General features: G+C 68.1%; 15 protein-coding genes and 3 tRNA genes. 14 read left to right on the top strand and 4 right to left on the bottom strand.

Annotated features, from left to right (window positions below; translation table 11 throughout):
* Nucleotides 1-24: 24 nt before the first annotated feature.
* From LG3211_RS15250 to rlmH, 7 genes are all read left to right on the top strand, one after another.
* Nucleotides 25-297 carry an HU family DNA-binding protein gene (locus LG3211_RS15250; protein ID WP_057943583.1) on the top strand — a complete coding sequence of 91 codons (273 nt, stop codon included), beginning with the start codon at nucleotides 25-27 and terminating at the stop codon, nucleotides 295-297.
* A 63-nt stretch (nucleotides 298-360) separates the two neighbouring features.
* Nucleotides 361-435, top strand: a tRNA-Val gene (locus LG3211_RS15245).
* Nucleotides 436-537: 102 nt separating this feature from the next.
* Nucleotides 538-614, top strand: a tRNA-Asp gene (locus tag LG3211_RS15240).
* A gap of 113 nt (nucleotides 615-727) precedes the next feature.
* A tRNA-Asp gene (locus tag LG3211_RS15235) sits at nucleotides 728-804 on the top strand.
* Between the two features lie 232 nt (nucleotides 805-1,036).
* A complete protein-coding gene (locus LG3211_RS15230) occupies nucleotides 1,037-3,028 on the top strand; it encodes a peptidyl-prolyl cis-trans isomerase (RefSeq protein WP_057943582.1) in 1,992 nt (663 codons plus the stop codon).
* Between the two features lie 120 nt (nucleotides 3,029-3,148).
* Nucleotides 3,149-3,475, top strand: coding sequence for a hypothetical protein (locus tag LG3211_RS15225; RefSeq protein WP_057943581.1), 327 nt, complete (start codon nucleotides 3,149-3,151; stop codon nucleotides 3,473-3,475).
* A gap of 159 nt (nucleotides 3,476-3,634) precedes the next feature.
* Nucleotides 3,635-4,105 carry a 23S rRNA (pseudouridine(1915)-N(3))-methyltransferase RlmH gene (gene rlmH / locus LG3211_RS15220; protein WP_057943580.1) on the top strand — a complete coding sequence of 157 codons (471 nt, stop codon included), beginning with the start codon at nucleotides 3,635-3,637 and terminating at the stop codon, nucleotides 4,103-4,105.
* Between the two features lie 80 nt (nucleotides 4,106-4,185).
* On the opposite strand, the gene LG3211_RS15215 is transcribed toward rlmH, so the two are convergent.
* The 3 genes from LG3211_RS15215 to LG3211_RS15205 form a co-directional block, all read right to left on the bottom strand.
* Nucleotides 4,186-4,854 (bottom strand): energy transducer TonB, encoded by a 669-nt coding sequence (locus LG3211_RS15215; RefSeq protein ID WP_057943579.1) that lies wholly within the window; start codon nucleotides 4,852-4,854, stop codon nucleotides 4,186-4,188.
* Between the two features lie 488 nt (nucleotides 4,855-5,342).
* Nucleotides 5,343-5,531 carry a hypothetical protein gene (locus LG3211_RS15210; protein WP_057943578.1) on the bottom strand — a complete coding sequence of 63 codons (189 nt, stop codon included), beginning with the start codon at nucleotides 5,529-5,531 and terminating at the stop codon, nucleotides 5,343-5,345.
* 2 nt (nucleotides 5,532-5,533) lie between these two features.
* Nucleotides 5,534-6,316 carry an SIMPL domain-containing protein gene (locus tag LG3211_RS15205; protein ID WP_057943577.1) on the bottom strand — a complete coding sequence of 261 codons (783 nt, stop codon included), beginning with the start codon at nucleotides 6,314-6,316 and terminating at the stop codon, nucleotides 5,534-5,536.
* 125 nt (nucleotides 6,317-6,441) lie between these two features.
* Here LG3211_RS15205 and LG3211_RS15200 point away from each other — a divergent pair, with 125 nt between their 5' ends.
* From LG3211_RS15200 to tldD, 4 genes are all read left to right on the top strand, one after another.
* On the top strand, nucleotides 6,442-7,011 hold the full coding sequence (locus LG3211_RS15200) for a Maf family protein (protein ID WP_057943576.1): 570 nt from the start codon (nucleotides 6,442-6,444) through the stop codon (nucleotides 7,009-7,011).
* Between the two features lie 170 nt (nucleotides 7,012-7,181).
* Nucleotides 7,182-8,669, top strand: coding sequence for a ribonuclease G (gene rng, locus LG3211_RS15195; protein ID WP_057943575.1), 1,488 nt, complete (start codon nucleotides 7,182-7,184; stop codon nucleotides 8,667-8,669).
* Nucleotides 8,670-8,786: 117 nt separating this feature from the next.
* The gene (locus LG3211_RS15190) at nucleotides 8,787-12,857 is read left to right on the top strand and encodes a YhdP family protein (protein WP_057943574.1); all 4,071 of its coding nucleotides are present in this window, start codon (nucleotides 8,787-8,789) and stop codon (nucleotides 12,855-12,857) included.
* Nucleotides 12,858-13,157: 300 nt separating this feature from the next.
* Nucleotides 13,158-14,600: a metalloprotease TldD gene (gene tldD, locus LG3211_RS15185; protein WP_057943573.1), complete on the top strand. Its 1,443-nt coding sequence runs from the start codon at nucleotides 13,158-13,160 to the stop codon at nucleotides 14,598-14,600.
* 282 nt (nucleotides 14,601-14,882) lie between these two features.
* Here the strand turns inward: tldD and yjgA are convergent, their stop codons facing one another.
* Complete coding sequence (yjgA, locus tag LG3211_RS15180) at nucleotides 14,883-15,461, bottom strand: ribosome biogenesis factor YjgA (protein ID WP_057943572.1); 579 nt, start codon at nucleotides 15,459-15,461, stop codon at nucleotides 14,883-14,885.
* Nucleotides 15,462-15,578: 117 nt separating this feature from the next.
* Between yjgA and pmbA the strand changes: the two genes are divergently transcribed.
* The 3 genes from pmbA (at nucleotide 15,579) to LG3211_RS15165 (ending at nucleotide 19,767) form a co-directional block, all read left to right on the top strand.
* The gene (gene pmbA / locus LG3211_RS15175; RefSeq protein ID WP_148649207.1) at nucleotides 15,579-16,928 is read left to right on the top strand and encodes a metalloprotease PmbA; all 1,350 of its coding nucleotides are present in this window, start codon (nucleotides 15,579-15,581) and stop codon (nucleotides 16,926-16,928) included.
* Nucleotides 16,929-17,093: 165 nt separating this feature from the next.
* The gene (locus LG3211_RS15170; protein WP_057943570.1) at nucleotides 17,094-18,626 is read left to right on the top strand and encodes a DUF1800 domain-containing protein; all 1,533 of its coding nucleotides are present in this window, start codon (nucleotides 17,094-17,096) and stop codon (nucleotides 18,624-18,626) included.
* 1 nt (nucleotide 18,627) lies between these two features.
* Nucleotides 18,628-19,767 carry a DUF1501 domain-containing protein gene (locus tag LG3211_RS15165; protein ID WP_057943569.1) on the top strand — a complete coding sequence of 380 codons (1,140 nt, stop codon included), beginning with the start codon at nucleotides 18,628-18,630 and terminating at the stop codon, nucleotides 19,765-19,767.
* The last annotated feature ends 297 nt before the right edge of the window (nucleotides 19,768-20,064 follow it).

The raw sequence follows: 20,064 nt of genomic DNA, 5'->3' as shown, positions 1-20,064 counted from the left end.
ACCGCACAGGGAGTCAAAAAAATAATGAACAAGGCCGAACTCGTAGGCGCCGTCGCCGAAACCGCCGAGCTGTCGAAGACCGACGCTACCGCCGCCGTCGATGCGCTGATCGACGTCGTCACCAAGGCGCTCAAGAAGGGCGACACAGTCACGCTCGTAGGCTTCGGCACCTTCCAGGTGCGCAAGCGCGCCGCCCGCCAGGGCCGTAACCCGAAGACCGGCGAAACGATCAAGATCGCGGCCTCGAAGAATCCCTCCTTCAAGGCTGGCAAGGCGCTGAAGGATGCTGTAAACTGAGTAACTCGACGGCGGTGCAGGGCATCGCCGAACGGAACCCAAAGCAGTAGGCCCAAATCATTCGGGTGCTTAGCTCAGCGGTAGAGCGTCTCCTTTACACGGAGAGGGTCGGGGGTTCGAAACCCTCAGCACCCACCAGGCTGGCTGGTCTTTCTGCCGAAGCGTTCCCCGCAAGGCGGTTCGCGGTAAGAGTCGGGTTCCCGGTTACAAGCGTTTAGCGGTAAAAGTTTCAAAGCATGCGGAGTGGTAGTTCAGTCGGTTAGAATGCTGGCCTGTCACGCCGGAGGTCGCGGGTTCGAGTCCCGTCCACTCCGCCAGTTTTGCCAAGGGCGCCGTTTATACGGCGCCTTTGTTTTTATATAAGTGAGGGGCTTCGATTTTGTCGCGATGCGGCAATAACCGGTCGAAGGCCTTGAAAGTTTCAAAGCGCGGAGTGGTAGTTCAGTCGGTTAGAATGCTGGCCTGTCACGCCGGAGGTCGCGGGTTCGAGTCCCGTCCACTCCGCCAGTTTTACCGAAGGCATCGGCAACGGTGCCTTCGTTTTGTTCGGGGCGTCCCAGATGGGGCGCCCTTTTTCTTTGGGGCCACCGGTGCCCCGGGCGGGGCGATGGGGCTGGCGCGGGAGGCGGCGGCCTTGAGGCCAGGGGCTGCGCGCCTTCGCCCAGATTCGGCCGCCGCCGCGTGCGGTCTGTTGGAACCGCGCTAAACTGTCCGGCTTACGACTTAACGCGACCCGGACATGCTGCAGACCCTACGCGACAAGACCTCGGGCTGGATCGCCACCGTGATCCTCGGCCTGCTGATCATTCCCTTCGCCTTCGTCGGCATCGAGCAGTACCTCGTGCAGCGCGTGGACAACGCGGTGGCGCGCATCGAGGTTCCGCCGTCGTGGTGGCGCACCGCGCCGACGTGGTGGCCGGCGTCCATGCTGTGGCGCAAGGAGTCGATCGACGCGGGCGAATTCAGCGAGCGCTTCCAGCGCGAACGCGATCGCCGCCGCGCGCAGCAAGGCGAAGCCTTCGACGCGCGCGAGTTCGAAAAACCCGAAAGCAAGCGCGAAGTGCTCGATCAACTGATCGATGAGCGAGTGCGCAAGCTCGCGGCGGAAATCGACGGCCTGACGGTCAGCGATGCGCTGGTGGTCAAGACCATCCAGAGCGTGCCGGACTTCCAGGACAGCAACGGCAAGTTCAATCAGGAGCGCTACATCCTCGGCCTGCAGATGCGTCAGCCGCAGCAGACGCCGACGCAGTTCGAGCAGTTCGTGCGCGATCGCCTGATGGAAACCCTGTTGACCGGCGGCGTCGGCGAAAGCAGCTTTCTGACCCCCAGCGAGATCGATCGCCTGGTCAAGCTGATGGGCGAAAAGCGCGACGTCAGCCTGGTCATGATGCCGGCGCCGCCGGCCGACACCGGCGAAGTCGCCGCCGCCGACATCCAGAAGTGGTACGACAGCCACGCGAAGGATTTCCGCGCGCCGGAAAGCGTCAATATCGAATACGTCGAACTCATCGGCGCGAACCTGCCGCCGCCGGGTCCGCCGAGCGAGGAAGCGCTGCGCAAGCGTTACGACGACGAAAAGAACCGCTTCCTCGCCGCCGAGCAGCGCCAGATCTCGCACATCCAGATCAACGTGCCGGCCGGTGCCGACGCGGCCGCGCAGAAGGCCGCCGAAGACAAGGCCAAGCAGATCGCCGCGCAGGCCAAGGCGCCGGGCGCCGACTTCGCCGCGCTGGCCCGCGCCAACAGCGACGACCTGGGTTCCAAGGCCGCCGGCGGCGATCTGGGCTGGATGGGCAAGGGCGCCATTCCCGGCCCGTTCGACGATGCCGCCTTCGCGCTGCAGTCCGGCCAGATCAGCAATCCGGTCAAGGACGACAGCGGTTGGCATGTGATATGGGTGCGCGAGATCAAGAGCGGCCAGCAGCAGTCGTTCGAGCAGGTGCGCGAGACGCTGGTGCGCGAGGAGTCCGAGACCAGCCGCGAGCGCGCGTTCAACGACTTCTCGGCCAAGCTGGTCGATCGCGTCTACAAGAACCCGACCACGCTGGCCGAGCCGGCCAAGGCGATGAACCTGCCGGTGCTCAAGCTCGATGGCGTGACTCGCAACGCCGCGGCCAACACCGGCATCGGCGCCAACGCCGCGGTGATCCGCGCCGCGTTCTCCGATGCGCGCATCCAGGACAACACGGTCAGCGATCCGATCGATATCGGCCAGGACCACAGCGTGCTGATCCGCGTGCTTGCGCACACGCCCGAGCGCGCGCAACCGCTGGCTCAGGTGCGCGACAAGGTGATCGCCGCAGTGCGCGCCGATCGCAGCGCCAAGGCCGCCGAGAAGGAAGCCGATGCGCTGATCGCGCGTATCAACGGCGGCGAAACCATCGCCGCTGTGGCCGCGTCCAAGCAGCTGCCGGCGCCGGAAACGCTGCCGGGCGTGAGCCGCGGCATGCCGCTGCCGACGCCGGAAGTCAGCGAGGCGATCTTCGCCCTGAAGGCTCCGGCCGCGGGCAAGGTGACGGCCGGCAAGGCCAAGCTCGACGACGGCCGCATGGTGCTGTTCGCGCTCAACAAGGTGGTGCCGGGTAACAAGTCGGATATCCCCGCGGCGCAGATGGACATGCTGCGCACGCAGATCGCGCAGATGGGCGGTTTCGAGGAAAGCCGCGAGCTGACCTCGGCGCTGCGCAAGCGCGTGCAGATCAAGGTGATCGAAGAGAATCTGCGCTGAGCGCAGGCGGGCATGGAGTAACCGCGCGCCGTCGCGGATGACGGCGGTCGCGGGCATCGGGCGGTCTTCCCGGCAATTCGGGAAGATCCGCCGCGAGGTGTTCTGACGATACTTCGCGATGTGCCCGCCAACGCGTTCAAGGAGACAGACGTGGTTGGCGACGATAGCTTGGGTTACGCCTTTTTCTCGGTGCAGGGCTTGTGCGTGCTGGGGGCCTTGCTGCTGGTCTGGCACCGGTTTCGTCCCTTGCCCCGATGGGCCGCCGCGTTGGGTATCGCGCGCTGGCTGATCGTCGCGATCGGCGGATTGGCGGCGGGTTGGGTGGTGCATCTGGCGATTTCGGCCGCCGACTCGTGGGCACGCTTGATCGCCTACGCCGCGGCGCTGGCTTTTTCCCCGTCTATCGTTTCGGCGCTGGTCGCGCTGGTCTTCAGGCCGCGGCGTTGAGGACGGCGTAGCCGGCTGGTTGGTTCCGGCGCGGCTCGGATTCGCAAAGCGAAAGGCCCGGCATTCGTCGGGCCTTTTCATGTTCGGCCGGATGCTGTGTTCGCCGGCCCGGCCTCGCGGCCGGCGGCGCGAGCGCGGCGGCTTGGCTACCATGGGCGCATGAAGAGCAAACTCATCGCCGTCGGCGAACGCGCGCCGCGCTGGGTCGCGGAGGGCTTCGGCGAATACCAGAAGCGGTTGTCGCATTGGCTTCCGCTGGAGCTGGTCGAAATCGAGCCCGGACTGCGCGGCAAAGGCCGCGACGCGGTGCGCGCGACTCAGGACGAAGGCGCGCGGGTGCTCGCCGCCTTGCCGAAGAATGCCTGCGTGGTCGCGTTGGAAGGGCGCGGGCGTTTGTGGACCTCGGAGCAACTGGCGCAGCGCCTGGAGCATTGGCGCGGGCAGGGGCGGGATCTGGCGTTTCTGATCGGCGGCCCGGAAGGCCATGCGCCCGAAGTGCTGGCGCGCGCCGATGAGCAATGGTCGCTGGGGCCGCTGACCTTGCCGCACATGCTGGTGCGATTGGTCGCGGCCGAGCAGTTGTATCGGGCCGCGGCGCTGTTGGCCAATCATCCGTATCACCGGGCCTGATCGGCTTGCGCGTTTCGCGCGGCGATAAAAAAGCCCGGGCCTGAGCCCGGGCTTTTCGGTTCTGCGCGATGTCGAAGCGATTACTGGTCGAGCTTGAACTCGATCGGCACGCGGCCGCGCGCCTGCACGGGCTGGCCGTTGCTCATCGCCGGCTGGAAGGTCCAGCGCGACTTGACCACCCGGACCGCGGCCTGATCGAGGATGCGATGGCCGCTGCTGCGCACGATGCTGACGTCGATCGGCTTGCCGTCGATGCCGACCAGGATTTCCAGTTCGACCACGCCGGTGAGGTTGCCGCGCACGGCCTCGGGCGGATAGGACGGAGGCGGGTTCCTGAGCGCCTGTAACGTGGCGCCGATCAGCGGTCCGGTTTCGATCGGCGGCGGTGTCGTTATCGCCACTTGTTGCTCGATGCCCGGCGGATCGCCGGCCATTGGCGGGCTATCGACCACGATCGGCGGCGGGTCCTGCACCTGCGTATGCGCGACAGGTTGCGGCTTGACCGGGTCGCGAGTGATTCGCACGGTCTGAGTCGGCGGCGGCGGGGGCGGCGGATCGACTTTCCTGTCGGGCCGGATGATCGTCACGTCGATGGTGGTCGTGGGCTCGGGCAGCAGAAGCCGAGGGGCGCTCAAGGGAATGAGCATGAGCATCAACATCGCCCCGTTGAAGGCGATGGCGCCGGCATTCGCGGCGATGCGGGTGAAGTCCAGCGGTTGATGCGGGTTAGAAGGAATCGCGCGAACCATGTGCTGCCTCCTTGGATTGTCTACACAACTCAGACAACGGCCGGGTTCCGCCAACGGGGTTGAAACTGAAGGCGGAGCCACGTCACAAAAATGCGCTGGCGCGGGCGGGTAATGCAAGCGGTTCTCGTTTACGACTTTGGTGGGTGGGGCGTGGGGCGAAGCGCTATCGCGATGAGCGCTTCGAAGGCGGCCTCACGGTTTTTCGCCGGGGTTTTTCCGGGATCGCCGATTGCAGGCGCGGCGGCGAGTTGCCATCGGCACGTGTCGAATCGCTGAATGAATAACAACGGACTTCCAGAGGTCATGCGCTTGGCCACTTGCGCATCGGTGCAAAGCGTCAACGTTTCCTTTGAAACCTTGCTGATTCTGTCCTGCCGGCGGCCTGCGGCACGACGCGATCAATGGCGCCGAGCCCGCAAAGCATGCAGACCAAACGAAACGAGGCCCGCTTGCGCGGGCCTCGTGTGCCTGCAGATGCTGGCGCCGACTCAATCCCCGGCCGGGTCCTGATCCGCTCCGGGCTTGCGCTCCAGACCGCCGTCGTCCGGATTGGGCGGCTTGCGCGGATGTGGCTGACGCGCGTCGTCCGGGTCGCGCGGCTGCGGCTCGGGGTAGCCGGGATTGCGTCCCGGCAGCGGATCGGGCGCCGGCGGCGCGGTCTTGTCGGGGCCGGTCATGCTCACTTACCCAGTTCGAAGACCACGTCCAGGCTCATCGACAGCGAGTTTTCGCCCGGCGAGACCGAGGTGTCGGACGCCGCGCCGGCCTTCTCCATGCGCATGGCCATCATCGGCATCGGCATCGGCGGCGCGAAGCGGCCGCCTTCGCTGACGCTGACGATGCGGCGCACCTTCATGCCGAGGGTCTTGGCGTAGAGCTCGGCGCGGGCCTGGGCCTTTTCGATCGCGCCGCGGCGGGCTTCGTCGAACGCGGCGTCCTTGTCCTTGTCGTCGAGGTCGAAGGTCGGGCCGTTGATCTGGTTGGCGCCGGTGGCGACCAGCGAGTCGAGGATCTTGCCGACCTTGGAGATGTCGCGCACCACGATGTTGACGTTGTTGCTGGCCTGGTAGCCGGTGATCACCGGCGGCTGGTTCTCGGCGTAGCGGTACTGCGGGTTGAGGCTGATGCCGCTGGTCTGGATGTCGCGCTCGGCGATGCCGGCGGCCTTGATCGCGGCCACGACCTTGGCCATCTGGTCGGCGTTGGCGCGCATGGCGGCGTTGGCATCGGCGGCCTGGGTGACCACGCCGGTGGAGACGGTGGCGATGTTCGGGATGCGCTTGGCTTCGGAGGTGGCCGAAACCGACAGCAGGGTGCCGTCGGTGGCGACGTAGGGCGAGGTCTGGGCGGATGCGGTCATGGCGGTTGCGGCTCCGAAGGCGAGAACGGCGGCGAGCGCCAGCGGGCGCAACGAAAGACGGGCGAAGGACAGGGGCGTGGACGAGGACGACAACCGGGTCATGTGGAACTCCTTGATGGGCGAGGGCTAGGGTCTTGCTGAACCGGTTAACGAACCGTGATTCGGTGCGGGGTTTGCGCCGTACGGCGTCGGCTGGCGCTCAGTCAGCGCGGGTTATGCTTTCGCGCATGCTCTATCTAGCCTCCCAGTCGCCGCGGCGACGCGAATTGCTCGGCCGCCTCGGCCTGGAATTCGGCCTCATCGATCTCGACCTGCCCGAACACCGACAGCCCGGCGAGCCGGCGCTGGAGTACGTGCGCCGCGTCGCCCGCGAGAAGGCCGGCGCCGGCCTGCTCAAGGTGGTCGCCAACCCCTCGGCGCTGGTGCTGGGTTCGGACACCGAAGTGGTGCTGGACGACGAGGTCTTCGGCAAGCCGCGTGACGCCGCGGACGCCGCGGCCATGTTGCGCAAGCTTTCGGGCCGCACCCATCAGGTGATTTCCGCGGTGTCGCTGGTATCGCCTTCGCGCGAGGCGCAGGCGGTGTCGATCTCGCAGGTCGCCTTCGCCGAACTCGACGACGCCACCATCGAGCGCTACGTCGCCACCGGCGAGCCGATGGGCAAGGCCGGCGCCTACGCCATCCAGGGCTATGCCGAGGTGTTCGTCAGCCGCCTGGACGGCAGCTACTCCGGGGTCATGGGCTTGCCGCTGCACGAGACCGCGCGCCTGCTGCGCGAATTCGGCGTGGGCGTGTGAATCGCGCGCAGGGGAGCGCGCAGGCATCATTCCGGCAGCGTTGAACTTAAGCTGCCGCGCCGCTTTCCATTACCGCACCACTTGCGTTTCACCCGAGCGGGCGTTTACTGCTCGCTATCGTCGTCCCGTATCACCGCCCCGTATCACCGCATTGGGATCCGCGCCGCCTCATGACTGAAGAAATCCTGGTCAACGTTACTCCGCGCGAAACCCGCGTCGCCGTGGTCGAAAACGGCATGCTGCAGGAACTGCACATCGAACGCGGCTGGCGCCGCGGCGTGGTCGGCAACATCTACAAGGGCCGGGTGCAACGGGTCATGCCGGGCATGCAGGCGGCGTTCGTCGAGATCGGCCTGGAGCGCGCCGCGTTCCTGCACGCGGCCGACATCGTCAAGCCCAACCAGAGCAATGAAGGCGAGGGCGACGAAGCGCCGCTGCCGCCGACGCCGACCCGGCCGATCGCCGAGTTGCTGCGCGAGGGCCAGGAAATCGTGGTCCAGGTGGTCAAGGACCCGATCGGCAGCAAGGGCGCGCGCCTGACTACCCAGCTCAGCATCCCCTCGCGTTACCTGGTGCTGCTGCCGCGCACGCGCGTGGTCGGGGTGTCGGCGCGGATCGAGGACGAAGGCGAGCGCGCGCGGCTGAAATCGCTGGTGACCACCCTGGCGCCGGCCGGCGACAACCACGGCTACATCGTGCGCACCAATGCCGAGGGCCAGCCGGAGGAAGCGCTGGCGGAAGACATCGGTTACCTGAGCCGGGCCTGGGCGCTGATCGCGGAAAAGTCCGGAACCTCGAAGGTCGGCGAGCGGGTCTACGAAGACCTGAGCCTGCCGCTGCGCGCGGTGCGCGACCTGATCCGCCGCGACGTGGAGAAGGTCAAGGTCGATTCGCGCGAAACCTGCGAGCGCCTGCGCAGCTTCGCCGCGCAATACATGCCCGGCCTTGCGGAGAAGATCGAGCACTACACCGGCGCGCGGCCGATCTTCGATCTGTATGGGGTCGAGGACGAGATCCAGCGCGCGCTGGAGAAGGAAGTCCCGCTCAAGTCCGGCGGCTATCTGGTCATCGACCAGACCGAAGCGATGACCACCATCGACGTCAACACCGGTTCCTTCCTGGGTCAACGCAATCTGGAGGAAACCGTTTACCGCACCAATCTGGAGGCGGCGCAGTCGGTCGCCCGGCAGCTGCGGCTGCGCAACCTGGGCGGGATCATCATCATCGACTTCATCGACATGACCGACGTGGAGCACCGCCGTCAGGTGCTGCGGCAGTTGGAGAAGGCACTCACGCGCGACCACGCCAAGACCACGGTCTACGAGTTCTCGCCGCTGGGCCTGGTCGAGATGACCCGCAAGCGCACCACCGAGAGTCTGGAACGCCAGCTCAGCGAGGCCTGCCACGAATGCGGCGGGCGCGGCACCTTGAAGACGCCGGAGACGGTGACGTACGAAATCTTCCGCGACATCGTGCGGCAGGTGCGCCAGTTCGACGCGGCGCGGCTGCTGGTGATCGCCTCGCCGAAAGTGGTCGCGCGCATCACCGACGAAGAGTCGGCGGCGGTGGCCGAGCTGGAGGAATTCCTCGGCAAGTCGATCCGTTTCCAGGCCGACGATCAGTATGCGCAGGAGCAGTTCGATGTTGTATTGCTCTGAAGCCGGGATTTGGGATTGGGGATTGGGGAGTCGTGAGAGCGAAACCCGATTTCTGATTTTCCGAATCCCGAATCCCGAATCCCGAATCGCGTCAGCGACGCGCGGAGCGCGCCGCTGATGCCCACCCCGCTGCGCCGTCGCCTGCGCATGGCCCGCCGTGGCGCCTTCTATGGCGTCGCGGTCGTGCTGGTGCTGGTGGCGTTGCTGCTGGGCGCGGCCAGCCAGGTGCTGCCGTTGGCCGAAAGCCATCCCGAGCAAGTCGCGGCCTGGCTGAGCAAGCGCGCCGGGCGGCCGGTCGCGTTCGACAAGGTCGAAACCCAGTGGACCCGGCGCGGCCCGCTGCTGCGTCTGGATGGGTTGCGCATCGGCGAGGGCGCGCAGGCGTTCACCATCGGCGATGCGGAAATGCTGGTGTCGGTGTATGCCGGCCTGCTGCCGGGGCAGTCGTTCTCCGAGCTGCGACTCAAGGGGCTGGACCTGACCTTGGAACGCGCCGACGACGGCCGCTGGAAAGTGCGCGGCCTGCCCGGACAGGAGCAGCCCGCGCAACGCGATCCGCTGTCGGCGCTGGAAGGGCTCGGCGAACTGCAGGTGATCGACGGCAAGCTCGCGGTAATCGCGCCGACCCTGGGCATCGACGCGCGCATTCCCAAGATCGACCTGCGCCTGCGCGTGGACGGCGACCGCGTGCGCGCGGGCGTGCGCGCATGGCCGAGCGTCGGCGTCCCCGGCGCGCCGTCCACGCCGCTCGACGCGGTCCTGGATTTCGATCGCAAGCGCGGCGACGGCCGCGCCTACGCCGGCGCCACCCGCGCCGACCTGTCCGGCTGGTCGCCGCTGCTGAAAGTGGCCGGCATCCGCATCGAATCCGGGCAGGGCCGCGCCCAGGCCTGGGCCGACCTGCGTGGGCATCGCGTCGCCGGCGTGATGGTGTCCGCCGCGCTCGACCGGGTCGAACTGCGCGCCGAACGCATGGCGCCGTCCCCCGCGACCGTCGTTGCGGGAGCTCCCGCCGCTGCGGGAGGGCCCGCTGTTGTGGGAGGGCCTTCAGGCCCGATGCTTTCTGCTCAGATCGCCGCGCCCCCCAGCCCCGAAGCCCTCGCCAAAACTCCCCCCGCGCGAATCGAATTCGAACACGTAGAAACCCTTTCGCACTGGCGCCTGACCCAGACCGGCTGGCGCCTGGACGCGCCCACGCTGCGCATCGGCAGCGGCCAGAATGTGCAGACGCTCGATGGCCTGGCCGTGGCCGGCGGCGAGCACTACGCGCTGCGCGCCGATCGCATCGACGCCGGCCCGCTGATCGCGGTCGCCGCGCTCAGCGACGCCTTGCCCGAACGCCTGCGCCATTGGTTCGAAACCGCCAAGCCGCGCGTGTCGCTCAGTTCGATCGCGGTCAACGGCCGCCGCAACGGGCCGATGTTCGCCAGCGCGCGGATCGACGCGCTCGGCTTCGACGCGGTCGGCCGTTCGCCGGGACTGAGCGGCCTGGCCGGAACCCTGCAGGCCGACCTCGACGGTTTCACTGTAGATCTCGACGAAAGCGCGCCGATGCGTTTCGATTGGCCGAGCGGTTTCGGCGTGGTCCACACGGTCGCGCTCAAGGGCCGCGTCGGCGGCTGGCGCGAAGGCGCGGGCTGGCGCATGGGCACCACGTCGCTGCGCATCAAGGGCAAGGATTTCGGCGTCAGCACGCGCGGCGGCATGTGGTGGCAGGGCGACGGCTCGCGGCCGTGGATCGACATCGCCGCCGATCTCGATGCGACTCAGATACCGGTGGCGAAAGGCTTCTGGATTCGCAGCCAGATGTCGCCGCGATTGTTGAACTGGCTCGACACCGCCCTGGTCGCCGGACGGCTCGACAACGCCCACGCGGTGGTCTCCGGCGATCTCGACGAGTGGCCGTTCAACCGCAACAACGGCCTGTTCCAGGCCAGCGCGCACCTGACCGGCGCGGTGGTGAAGTTCCAGCCCGAATGGCCGGCGGTGGAAGGGCTGGACGCGGACGTGAGTTTCGTCGCCGACGGTTTCAACGTGGAAGGCACCGGCAAGATCGCCGGCGTCGGCATCCGCAAGATCCAGGCCGGCATCGATCACTACAAGGACGGCTCGCTCAGCGTCAAGGCCGATGCGACCTCCGATGCGAATCAGCTGCTGAGCTTGCTCAAGCAAAGCCCGCTGCATAAGGATCAGGCCGACACGCTCGACAACCTGCGCGTCAGCGGCGCGGCGACGGTCGGCTTCGACATGCGCCTGCCGCTGCAACCGAACGCGCAGACGCAGGTCACCGGCACGGTCGATCTGAACAACGCCAAGCTCGCCGATCCGCGCTGGAAACTCGCCTTCGAACAGGTGCGCGGCCGCGCCGAATACGGCCGCGGCGGTTTCCGCGCCGAGGATCTGGCGGTGCTGCACGAAGGCGCGCCGGGCAAGTTGTCGCTGCGCGCCGGCGAGAACTTCGTGCGCGATCGCAGCAACGTGTTCGAGGCCGGGCTGGACGTGATTTCCGGCGCCGACGAATTGATCGCGCGCGGCCCGGACGAATTGGCCTGGTTGAAGTCGTATCTGGACGGACGTTCGCTGTGGACGGTGGGCATTTCGATTCCCAAGACGACGCATGCGAGCACGGTCGGCGCGCCCGGCGCGGCGCCGAAACCGGTCGCGTCCAATCCGACTCCGACCATCCTGCATCTGCAATCGAATCTGATCGGCACCGCGATGACGTTGCCGCCGCCGCTGGACAAGGCCGCCGGCGCGCCGCTGGCGACCACGATCGATACGCCCTTGCCGTTGGGCAGCGGCGATGTGCGGGTCGCGCTCGGCAACACGCTCGCGTTGCGCGCGCGCACCACCAACGGCAAGACCGGCGTGCGCGTGGTGCTGGGCAGCAACCGGGTCGATGAAGCGCCGCCGGCCAGCGGACTGATCGCCACCGGCCGCGCCAATGCGCTGGAAGCGATCGACTGGATCGCGATCGCGCACGGCGACGGTTCCGGCGAAGGCGTGGCCTTGCAACGCATCGACGTCACCGCGCAGCGCCTGCAATTGCTCGGCGCGGTGTTTCCGAACACGCGCGTGATCGTCGCCCCGGCCGCGCGCGGCGCCACCGCGGTGCGCGCCGAGGGCGCGGCGCTGGAAGGCGCGCTGATGGTCCCGGGCAGCGACGGCGGCGCCATCGCCGGCAAGTTCGCGCGCCTGCATTGGCGCTCCGACAGCAACGCCGCCGCGACCAACGCCCCGGTCAATCCCGGCGCCAACGGCGTCAACGCGAGCACCGCGGTCGCCGCCAACACCGCGCAGGCCGCGGCCAAGCCGCTGCCCGACGCGGGCATGGACCCGGCGAAGATTCCCGGGCTGACCCTGGACATCGCCGATCTGCGCATCGGCGACGCCGCGCTCGGCAGCGCCAGCCTGCGCACCCGGCCGACCCCGGCGGGCATGCGCATCGATCAGTTCAACACCCGCGGCAACAAGCAGTCGATCGACATCAGCGGCGACTGGACCGGGCGCGGCGCAGCCGCGCGCACGCATCTGAGTGTCGCCCTCGACAGCGCCGATGTCGGCGGCCTGATCGGCGGTTTCGGTTTCGGCGGGCAGATCGGCGGCGGCAAGGCCAAGGCCAAGCTCGACGCCGGCTGGCCCGGCAGCCCGGCCGGGTTCGCGCTCGGATCGCTGGAAGGCAATTTGAACCTGGACGTGCGCGACGGCCGCCTGATCGAAATCGATCCCGGCGCCGGCCGCGTACTGGGCCTGCTCAGCGTGGCCCAACTGCCGCGCCGCCTGACCCTGGATTTCCGCGACCTGTTCTCGAAGGGCTTCGCTTTCGACCGCATCGGCGGCAACGTGCGCTTCGGCAACGGCAGCGCGCGCAGCGACGATCTGGTGATCGACGGCCCGGCCGCCAACATCGCCATCCGCGGCGCCACCGACCTTCGCGCGCAGAGCTACGACCAGACCATCGAAGTGCGGCCCAAGGCCGCCAACGTGCTGACCGCGGTCGGCGCGCTGGCCGCCGGCCCGATCGGCGCGGCGATCGGCGCGGCGGCGAACGCGGTGTTGCAAAAGCCGCTGGGCAGCCTGGCGTCCAAGACCTATCGGGTCACCGGGCCGTGGAAGGAGCCCAAGGTCGAAGTGGTCACGCGCGAGCAGACGCGGCTGACGCAAAAGGCGCCGCCGGCGGAGGGCTGAGCCGGTGTTCGGTCCCGGCTCTTTTCGCCGATTGGCGGTGGCGGCGCTTCGCCGGCTGGGCGCGCAGGAAACCGCATCGGCCTCGCGCCTCGCGCGAAACTTCGCCGAATCCGCGCTCAGATCGCGCCCATCCGCCTCGCCCGAGGCAGGATTGCGCAAGCCCGGCCCCATTGATCGGCCGCCGCGGCGCCACCATCTTGGGCTCATGCCGGTGCCGCGCCGCCCGGGTTGCGTTCGCGATCCGATACAGCCGCGGCCTGGCCGCCTAAGATGCCCATTCCACGCAACCACGGTTCCGTCATGACCCTACCGATCCAGATCGCCGAATCCCGCCTCCTCCTGCCCGCCGGGCTAGACGCCAGCGGCCTGGAGCGCAGCTTCGGCACCCTGCTCGGGCCGGGCATCGATTTCGGCGACCTGTACTTCCAGCATTCGCGCCGCGAGAGCTGGAGCGTGGAAGACGGCATCGTCAAGGATGGTTCGCATTCGATCGAGCAGGGCGTCGGCGTGCGCGCGATCAGCGGCGAGAAAACCGGCTTCGCCTATTCGGACGAAATCAACAGCGAGGCCTTGCTCGGCGCGGCCAAGTCGGCGCGCGCCATCGCCCGCGACGGCAATGCGCAGCAGGCGCGTTCGCTGGTGCGCGGCGGCGGCCGTTCGCTGTATCCCAGCGACGATCCGATCGATTCGCTGGCGAACGAAACCAAGGTCGAGGCGCTGCGCAAGATCGACAAGCTGTTGCGCGCGGCCGATCCGCGGGTCAAGCAGGTCATGGTCAGCCTCAGCGGCGGCATCGACACCGTGCTGGTCGCGCGCAGCGACGGCGTGCTCGCCGCCGACGTGCGCCCGCTGGTGCGCTTGAACGTGCAGGTGATCGTCGAACACAACGGCCGCCGCGAAAGCGGTTATTCCGGCGGCGGCGGACGTTACAGCTACGCCGAACTGCTGGGCGGCGACAAGCCCGAGAGGCTCGCGCGCGAAGCGCTGCGCCAGGCGCTGGTGAATCTGGACGCGATCGACGCGCCGGCCGGCGTGATGCCGGTGGTGCTCGGTTCCGGCTGGCCCGGCGTGTTGCTGCATGAAGCGGTCGGGCACGGACTGGAAGGCGATTTCAACCGCAAGGGCACCTCGGTCTACGCCGGCCGCATGGGCCAGCGCGTGGCCTCCAAGGGCGTGACCATCGTCGATGACGGCACCCTGGAAGGTCGTCGCGGCTCGCTCAACATCGACGACGAAGGCACGCCGACCAATTGCACCACGCTGATCGAAGACGGCGTGCTGGTCGGTTACATGCAAGACACCCTCAACGCGCGCCTGATGGGCATGCAACCGACCGGCAACGGCCGCCGCGAATCCTTCGCCCATCTGCCGATGCCGCGCATGACCAACACCTACATGCTGGCCGGCACGCACGATCCGGAAGAGATGATCCGCTCGGTGAAAAAAGGCCTGTACGCGGTGAATTTCGGCGGCGGCCAGGTCGATATCACCAGCGGCAAGTACGTGTTCTCGGCGACCGAGGCGTATCTGATCGAAGACGGCAGGATCACCGCGCCGGTGAAGGGCGCGACCTTGATCGGCAACGGCCCGGAGACCATGCAGAAGGTCAGCATGATCGGCCACGACCTGGCGCTGGACGAAGGCGTGGGCGTGTGCGGCAAGGACGGGCAGAGCGTCCCGGTCGGCGTGGGCCAGCCTTCGCTGTTGATCGACGGGTTGACGGTGGGCGGCACCAGTGCCTGATATCGCGAGCGTTCGCGATAAGAGCGCTGCCGCTGACTTCTCCCTTCTCCCGCTTGCGGGAGAAGGTGGCCTGCAGGGCCGGATGAGGGCGCGCGGAGCATCGAGTTACGGCGCGATCTTGGATGCCCTCACCCCAACCCCGGCCCGGCCCAAACGCATGGCGTTTGGGCGTTCGCGCACACGCGAGCCAGTGGCTCGCAAGCTGCGTGCGCTCACCCCGCGCCCCGAAGGAAGTCACCTTGGGTGGCAAGCGGGAGAGGGGCTACGCGCAGCGATCGAAGATCAATCTCGTTCGTCGCCGCTGAATTCGTCGTTGTCTTCCACGTCGTCATCGGCCTCATTCGCTCCCAACATCACCGTACGCAACTCGCGATACAGCTCGCGGAACGAATGCGGCGGCTTGTTGCGCTTGCGCTCTTCCAGCGTGTTGCGCGCCAGTTGGCGCAGGCGCTGGCGGTCGGCCCCGGGGTATTCGCTCAGCAGCTCGGCCAGCGCGCTGTCGCCGTCGACGAGCAGACGCTCGCGCCATTGCTCGATCCGGTGCATCGCGGCGATTTCGCGCCGCGCCGCTTCGCCGTTTTCGTCGAGCGCATCGCGCAGCGCGTCCATCGCCGCATCGTCCTCGCGGCGCATCTGCTTGGCCAGGAACGCCAGCTGGCGCTTGTGCGCGACATGCGAGGTGATGCGCTTGCAGTCGCGGATGTGCGGCAGCAGCGCTTCGGGCACCGGCAGCTTGGCCAGCTGGGCCTCGGTCAGCGACACCAGTTTTTCGCCCAGGGCCAGGGTTTCCAGCGCTTCGCGCCGGTTCTGGCTCCGGCTGGGGCTCAGGAATTCGCCGGTTTCCTCGTCTCTGCCGCGCATCGCAAAACACCTCTATAGCCTGCAAACTGAACATTACGACGGCCGCGCCCAAGCGCGGCCCATGACTAGGATAAGCCATTGAACGCGTCAGCCCTCAGCCAGGCCGCTCCGGCCCATATCTTCGCCGACCCCGAAGCGCGCCTGGACGCGCTGTCGGACCTGTCGCAGCGCCTGCTCGCGGCCGCGCGCGCGCGCGGCGCGACCCAGGCCGAGGTCTCGTGCTCGGAAGAGACCGGCCTCAACGTCAACGTGCGCATGGGCGAGGTCGAAACCGTCGAAGCCACCCGCGACCGCGGCATCGCCGTGACCGTGTATTTCGGCCAGCGCAAGGGTAGCGCCAGCACCGCCGACCTGCGCGACAGCAGCCTGGAAGCCACGGTCGAGCAGGCCTGCGCGATCGCCCGCTACACCGAGGACGACAGCGCCGCCGGCCTGGCCGATGCGGCGCTGATGGCCACGGATCTGCGCGAATTCGACACCTGGCACCCGTGGTACATCGACGCCGACCGCGCCATCGAGCTGGCCCTGGCCAGCGAAGCGGCCGGGCGCGAGTTCGACGCGCGCATCGAGAATTCCGACGGCGCCTCGGTCGGCACCGGCGCCAGCCTGGGCGTGTACGCCAACTCGCACGGCTTCATCGGCCGCGATCGCGGCACCCAGCACAGCCTGGGCTGCGCGCTGATCGCCGGCCGCGGCGACAGCATGCAGCGCGACGGCTGGTACACCTCGGCGCTGATCGCCGACGAACTGGAATCGGCCGCCAGCGTCGGCCGCAAGGCCGCCGAACGCACGGTCGCGCGCCTCGCGCCGCGCCAGCTCAACACCGGCGAATACCCGGTGCTGTTCGCCGCCGAGAGCGCGCGTTCGCTGATCGGCCATCTGCTCGGCGCGGTCAGCGGCGGCGCGCTGTACCGGCGCGCGAGCTTCCTGGTCGATAGCGTCGGCACGCAGTTGTTCCCGTCGTGGTTCCGCATCGAAGAACAGCCGTTCCTGCATCGCGGCCTGCGTTCGACCTCTTACGACGCCGAAGGCGTGGCCACGCGCGAATCGGCGCTGATCGACGCCGGCGTGCTGCAGCGCTACGTGCTGGGCAGTTACTCGGCGCGCAAGCTCGGCCTGCAGAGCACCGCCAACGCAGGCGGCGTGCACAATCTGCAAGTCGCGGCCAATGCCGGCGATTTCGAATCGATGCTGCGGCAGATGGGCCGCGGCCTGCTGGTCACCGAGCTGATGGGGCAGGGCGTCAACAGCGTCACCGGCGACTACTCGCGCGGCGCGGCCGGTTTCTGGGTCGATAACGGTGAAATCCAGTACCCGGTGGACGGCATCACCATCGCCGGCAACCTGCGCAAGATGTTCGAGGCGATCGAAGCGGTCGGCACCGACGTGGATGTGCGCTCGCACGTGCGCACCGGTTCGATCCTGGTCGGACGCATGACCGTGGCCGGCGATACCGCGGAAGATTGATCGCGGCATGAACGACGGCGCGGTTCGATCATGAACCTGCGCCATCGAATTTCCGTTCGATTTCTCGAAACACGACATCGGCGCCTGAACGGGCGCCGTTTGTTGTCAACCCGCAAAGTGCACGTCCGTTTCCGGGGGTATCTTCCCATTGCCCCGGAGAGCCCGATGAGCGCAAGCAAGGCCACTGCCGCCAATCGTTTCGGACTCGGTGCGCGTCCCGGCGAGATCGATCGCGGCAGCGACGGGCGCGAGGTTCTGCTCGCGCAACTGCGGCAGCCCGCGTCGCTGAGCGAATTCGAAGGCCTGCCCGGCAGCGCCGCGACGATGCGCAGCGAGTTCGAACAACAGCGGCTCAATCGCGAGAACCGCAGCCGCGATGCCGCGCCGGCAACGCCGCCACAGGCCGCCGCCGCCGATATGGCGGCCGGCGACATGGCCGCGCCGAACCTGTCCGCAGCGCCCCAGCGCCGCGGCCGCGCCAACGCGGCCGCGATGCCCGGCGACACCAAACCCAACGCCGCCGCCAGCGATGCCGACAATCCCGGCCAGGCCATGCTGCGCGATCTGCGCCGGCAGCAGCTCAACGAATTCGCCGCGCGCTATCGCCATGCCGCGCGCACCCAGGCGCCGTTCGTCGAGCGCCTGACCCAGTTCTGGTCGAACCATTTCGCGGTCTCCATCGACAAGTCCAACGCGCGTCTGTACGCCGCCTCGATGGAGCGCGAAGCGATCCGCCCGCACGTGACCGGGCGCTTCGAGGACATGCTGTTCGCGGTGGAAACCCACCCGGCGATGCTGCGTTACCTCGACAACGCGGTGTCCATCGGCAACGACTCGCGTGTGGCGATGAACGCCGAACGGGCCAACAAGCCCAAGCGCGGGCTCAACGAAAACCTCGCTCGCGAAATCCTGGAACTGCACACCCTGGGCGTCAACGGCGGCTACAAGCAGGCTGACGTGACCGAACTGGCGCGCGCGATCACCGGCTGGAGCACGCCGGCGCCGCGCGATGCCGACATCGATAATCCATTCGTGTTCCGCGCCAACGCGCACGAGCCCGGCGCGCGCCGCGTGCTGGGCCGCGATTACGCCGAAGGCGGGCTCGACCAGGGCCGCGCGGTATTGGCCGACCTGGCCCGGCATCCGGCCACCGCCAAGCACCTGAGCTTCAAACTGGCGCGTCACTTCGTCGCCGACGAGCCGCCGCCGGCGCTGGTCGATGCCATGGCCAAGGCCTACCTGCGCAGCGGCGGCGATTTGCGCGCGCTCTACACCACCCTGGTCGAAAGCCCGCTGGCGTGGGCGCCGGACGCGCGCAAGTTCAAGACGCCGAACGATTTCGTGATCTCGGCGCTGCGCGCAGGCGAACTGCCGGTAGACGAGGATGCGCGCGCCTTGATCGCGCTGCTCGCCAGCCTGGGCCAGCCGGTGTTCACGCCGCGCTCGCCGGCCGGTTTCCCCGACACCGCCGCCGACTGGAGCAGCCCGGACGGCTTGTTCAAGCGCATCCAGGCAGCGCAATTGTTCGCCGCGCGCGTGGATGCGACGAACGGCATCACGCCATATCAACGCGCGGTATCGGTGCTGGGCAGCGACGTGGTCAGCGGCGATTTCGCCATCGGCCTGCGCCGCGCCGGTTCGGCCAGCGACGGTTATTCGCTGCTGTTCGCCAGCCCGGCGTTCCAATGGAGGGCTTGAGATGATCGACGCTCAACGACGTAGCCTGCTGGCGGCGTTCGGCGCGAGCGCGCTGCTGACCTTATTCCCCGGCACGACCCGCGCGGCCACCGGACACGACACGCGTTTCCTGCTGGTGCTGCTGCGCGGTGGGCTCGACGGCTTGCATATGCTGCCGGCGTTCGGCGATCCGGCCTACGCCGCCTTGCGCGGCGACGGCGCCATCGCCGATCCGATTCGCATCGACAGCCAGTTCGGCCTGCATCCGGCGATGCAGCAGAGCGCGGCGATGTACCGCGAAAAACAATTGCTGCCGATCGTGGCGATCGCGCCGCCGTATCGCCAGCGCTCGCATTTCGAAGCGCAGGATTGCCTTGAGAACGGCACCGCCACGCCCAGCGGCGCGCGCGACGGCTGGCTCGGTCGCTGCGTCGGCGCCATGCCCGGCAACTCCGCGATCGCCATCGCGGCGGTGATGCCGTTGGCGCTGCGCGGCAGCGATCGCGCCAGCAACTGGTCGCCGCCGTTGTCGAAGAAAGTCGATCCGCTGTTGCTGCAGCAGTTGGGGCCGCTGTACGCGGCCGATGCGCGACTCAGCGAAACCTTCGAGCGCTCCATCCACGGCGCGACGATGATGCGCGACGGCAAGGGCGCGTTCGCGCTGCCCGAGGCGATGCGCGTGGCCGCGCAACGCATGAGCGCGGCCGACGGCCCGCGCATCGGCTTCGTCGAGGACAGCGGCTGGGACACGCACCGCAATCAGGCGGCGTTGCTGCAGCGCAAGCTCGCCGAACTCGATCAAGGCCTGGCCAATGCGCGCGATGCGTTCGGCGCGGCATGGCCGCGCACGGTGGTGGCGGTGGTGACCGAATTCGGCCGCACCGCGGCGATCAACGGCAGCGGCGGCACCGACCACGGCACCGGCGGCGTCGCTCTGCTGTGCGGCGGCGCCGTGCACGGCGGCCGCATCGGCGGCGACTGGCCGGGGCTGGCGCCGGCGCAGCTCAACGAAGGCCGCGACGTGCGCGCCACCAGCGACCTGCGCGGCTTGTTCAAGCGCGTGCTGGTCGAGCACGTGGGGCTGGCCGATTCGGCGATCGAGTCGAAGGTGTTCCCCGGCAGCCGCGCGGTCGCGGCGATGCAGGGCGTGAGCCTGGCCTGAGCGCGGACTTGGCCGGATCGCAGCGCTGACTGGCGCGAATGCGCGCGGTTCACCGACGTTTCGTCGGGCCGCCGATACGGTCGGCGCGACGCGGTTCGCAAACCGGCGTTTATCCCGCGATCCGTGCGCTCGCGCACGGCCGCATTTTCGCCCTTCCTACGTGGACCCGGGGCCGGAAAACTTGCGCCACTGCGTTGTTATTCTGTGATGAATAAAGGTTTATGATGCCCGCAAGGGGCAACGGGCCGTGCGGCGCGGGACCTCAACCGACACCATCCAACACGTAGGGGAAGCGTA

The sequence above is a fragment of the Lysobacter gummosus genome (genome assembly GCF_001442805.1).
GTDB lineage: Bacteria > Pseudomonadota > Gammaproteobacteria > Xanthomonadales > Xanthomonadaceae > Lysobacter > Lysobacter gummosus.
Note: the sequence above shows the minus strand (reverse complement) of the source record. Positions and strands in the feature narration are given on the sequence as shown.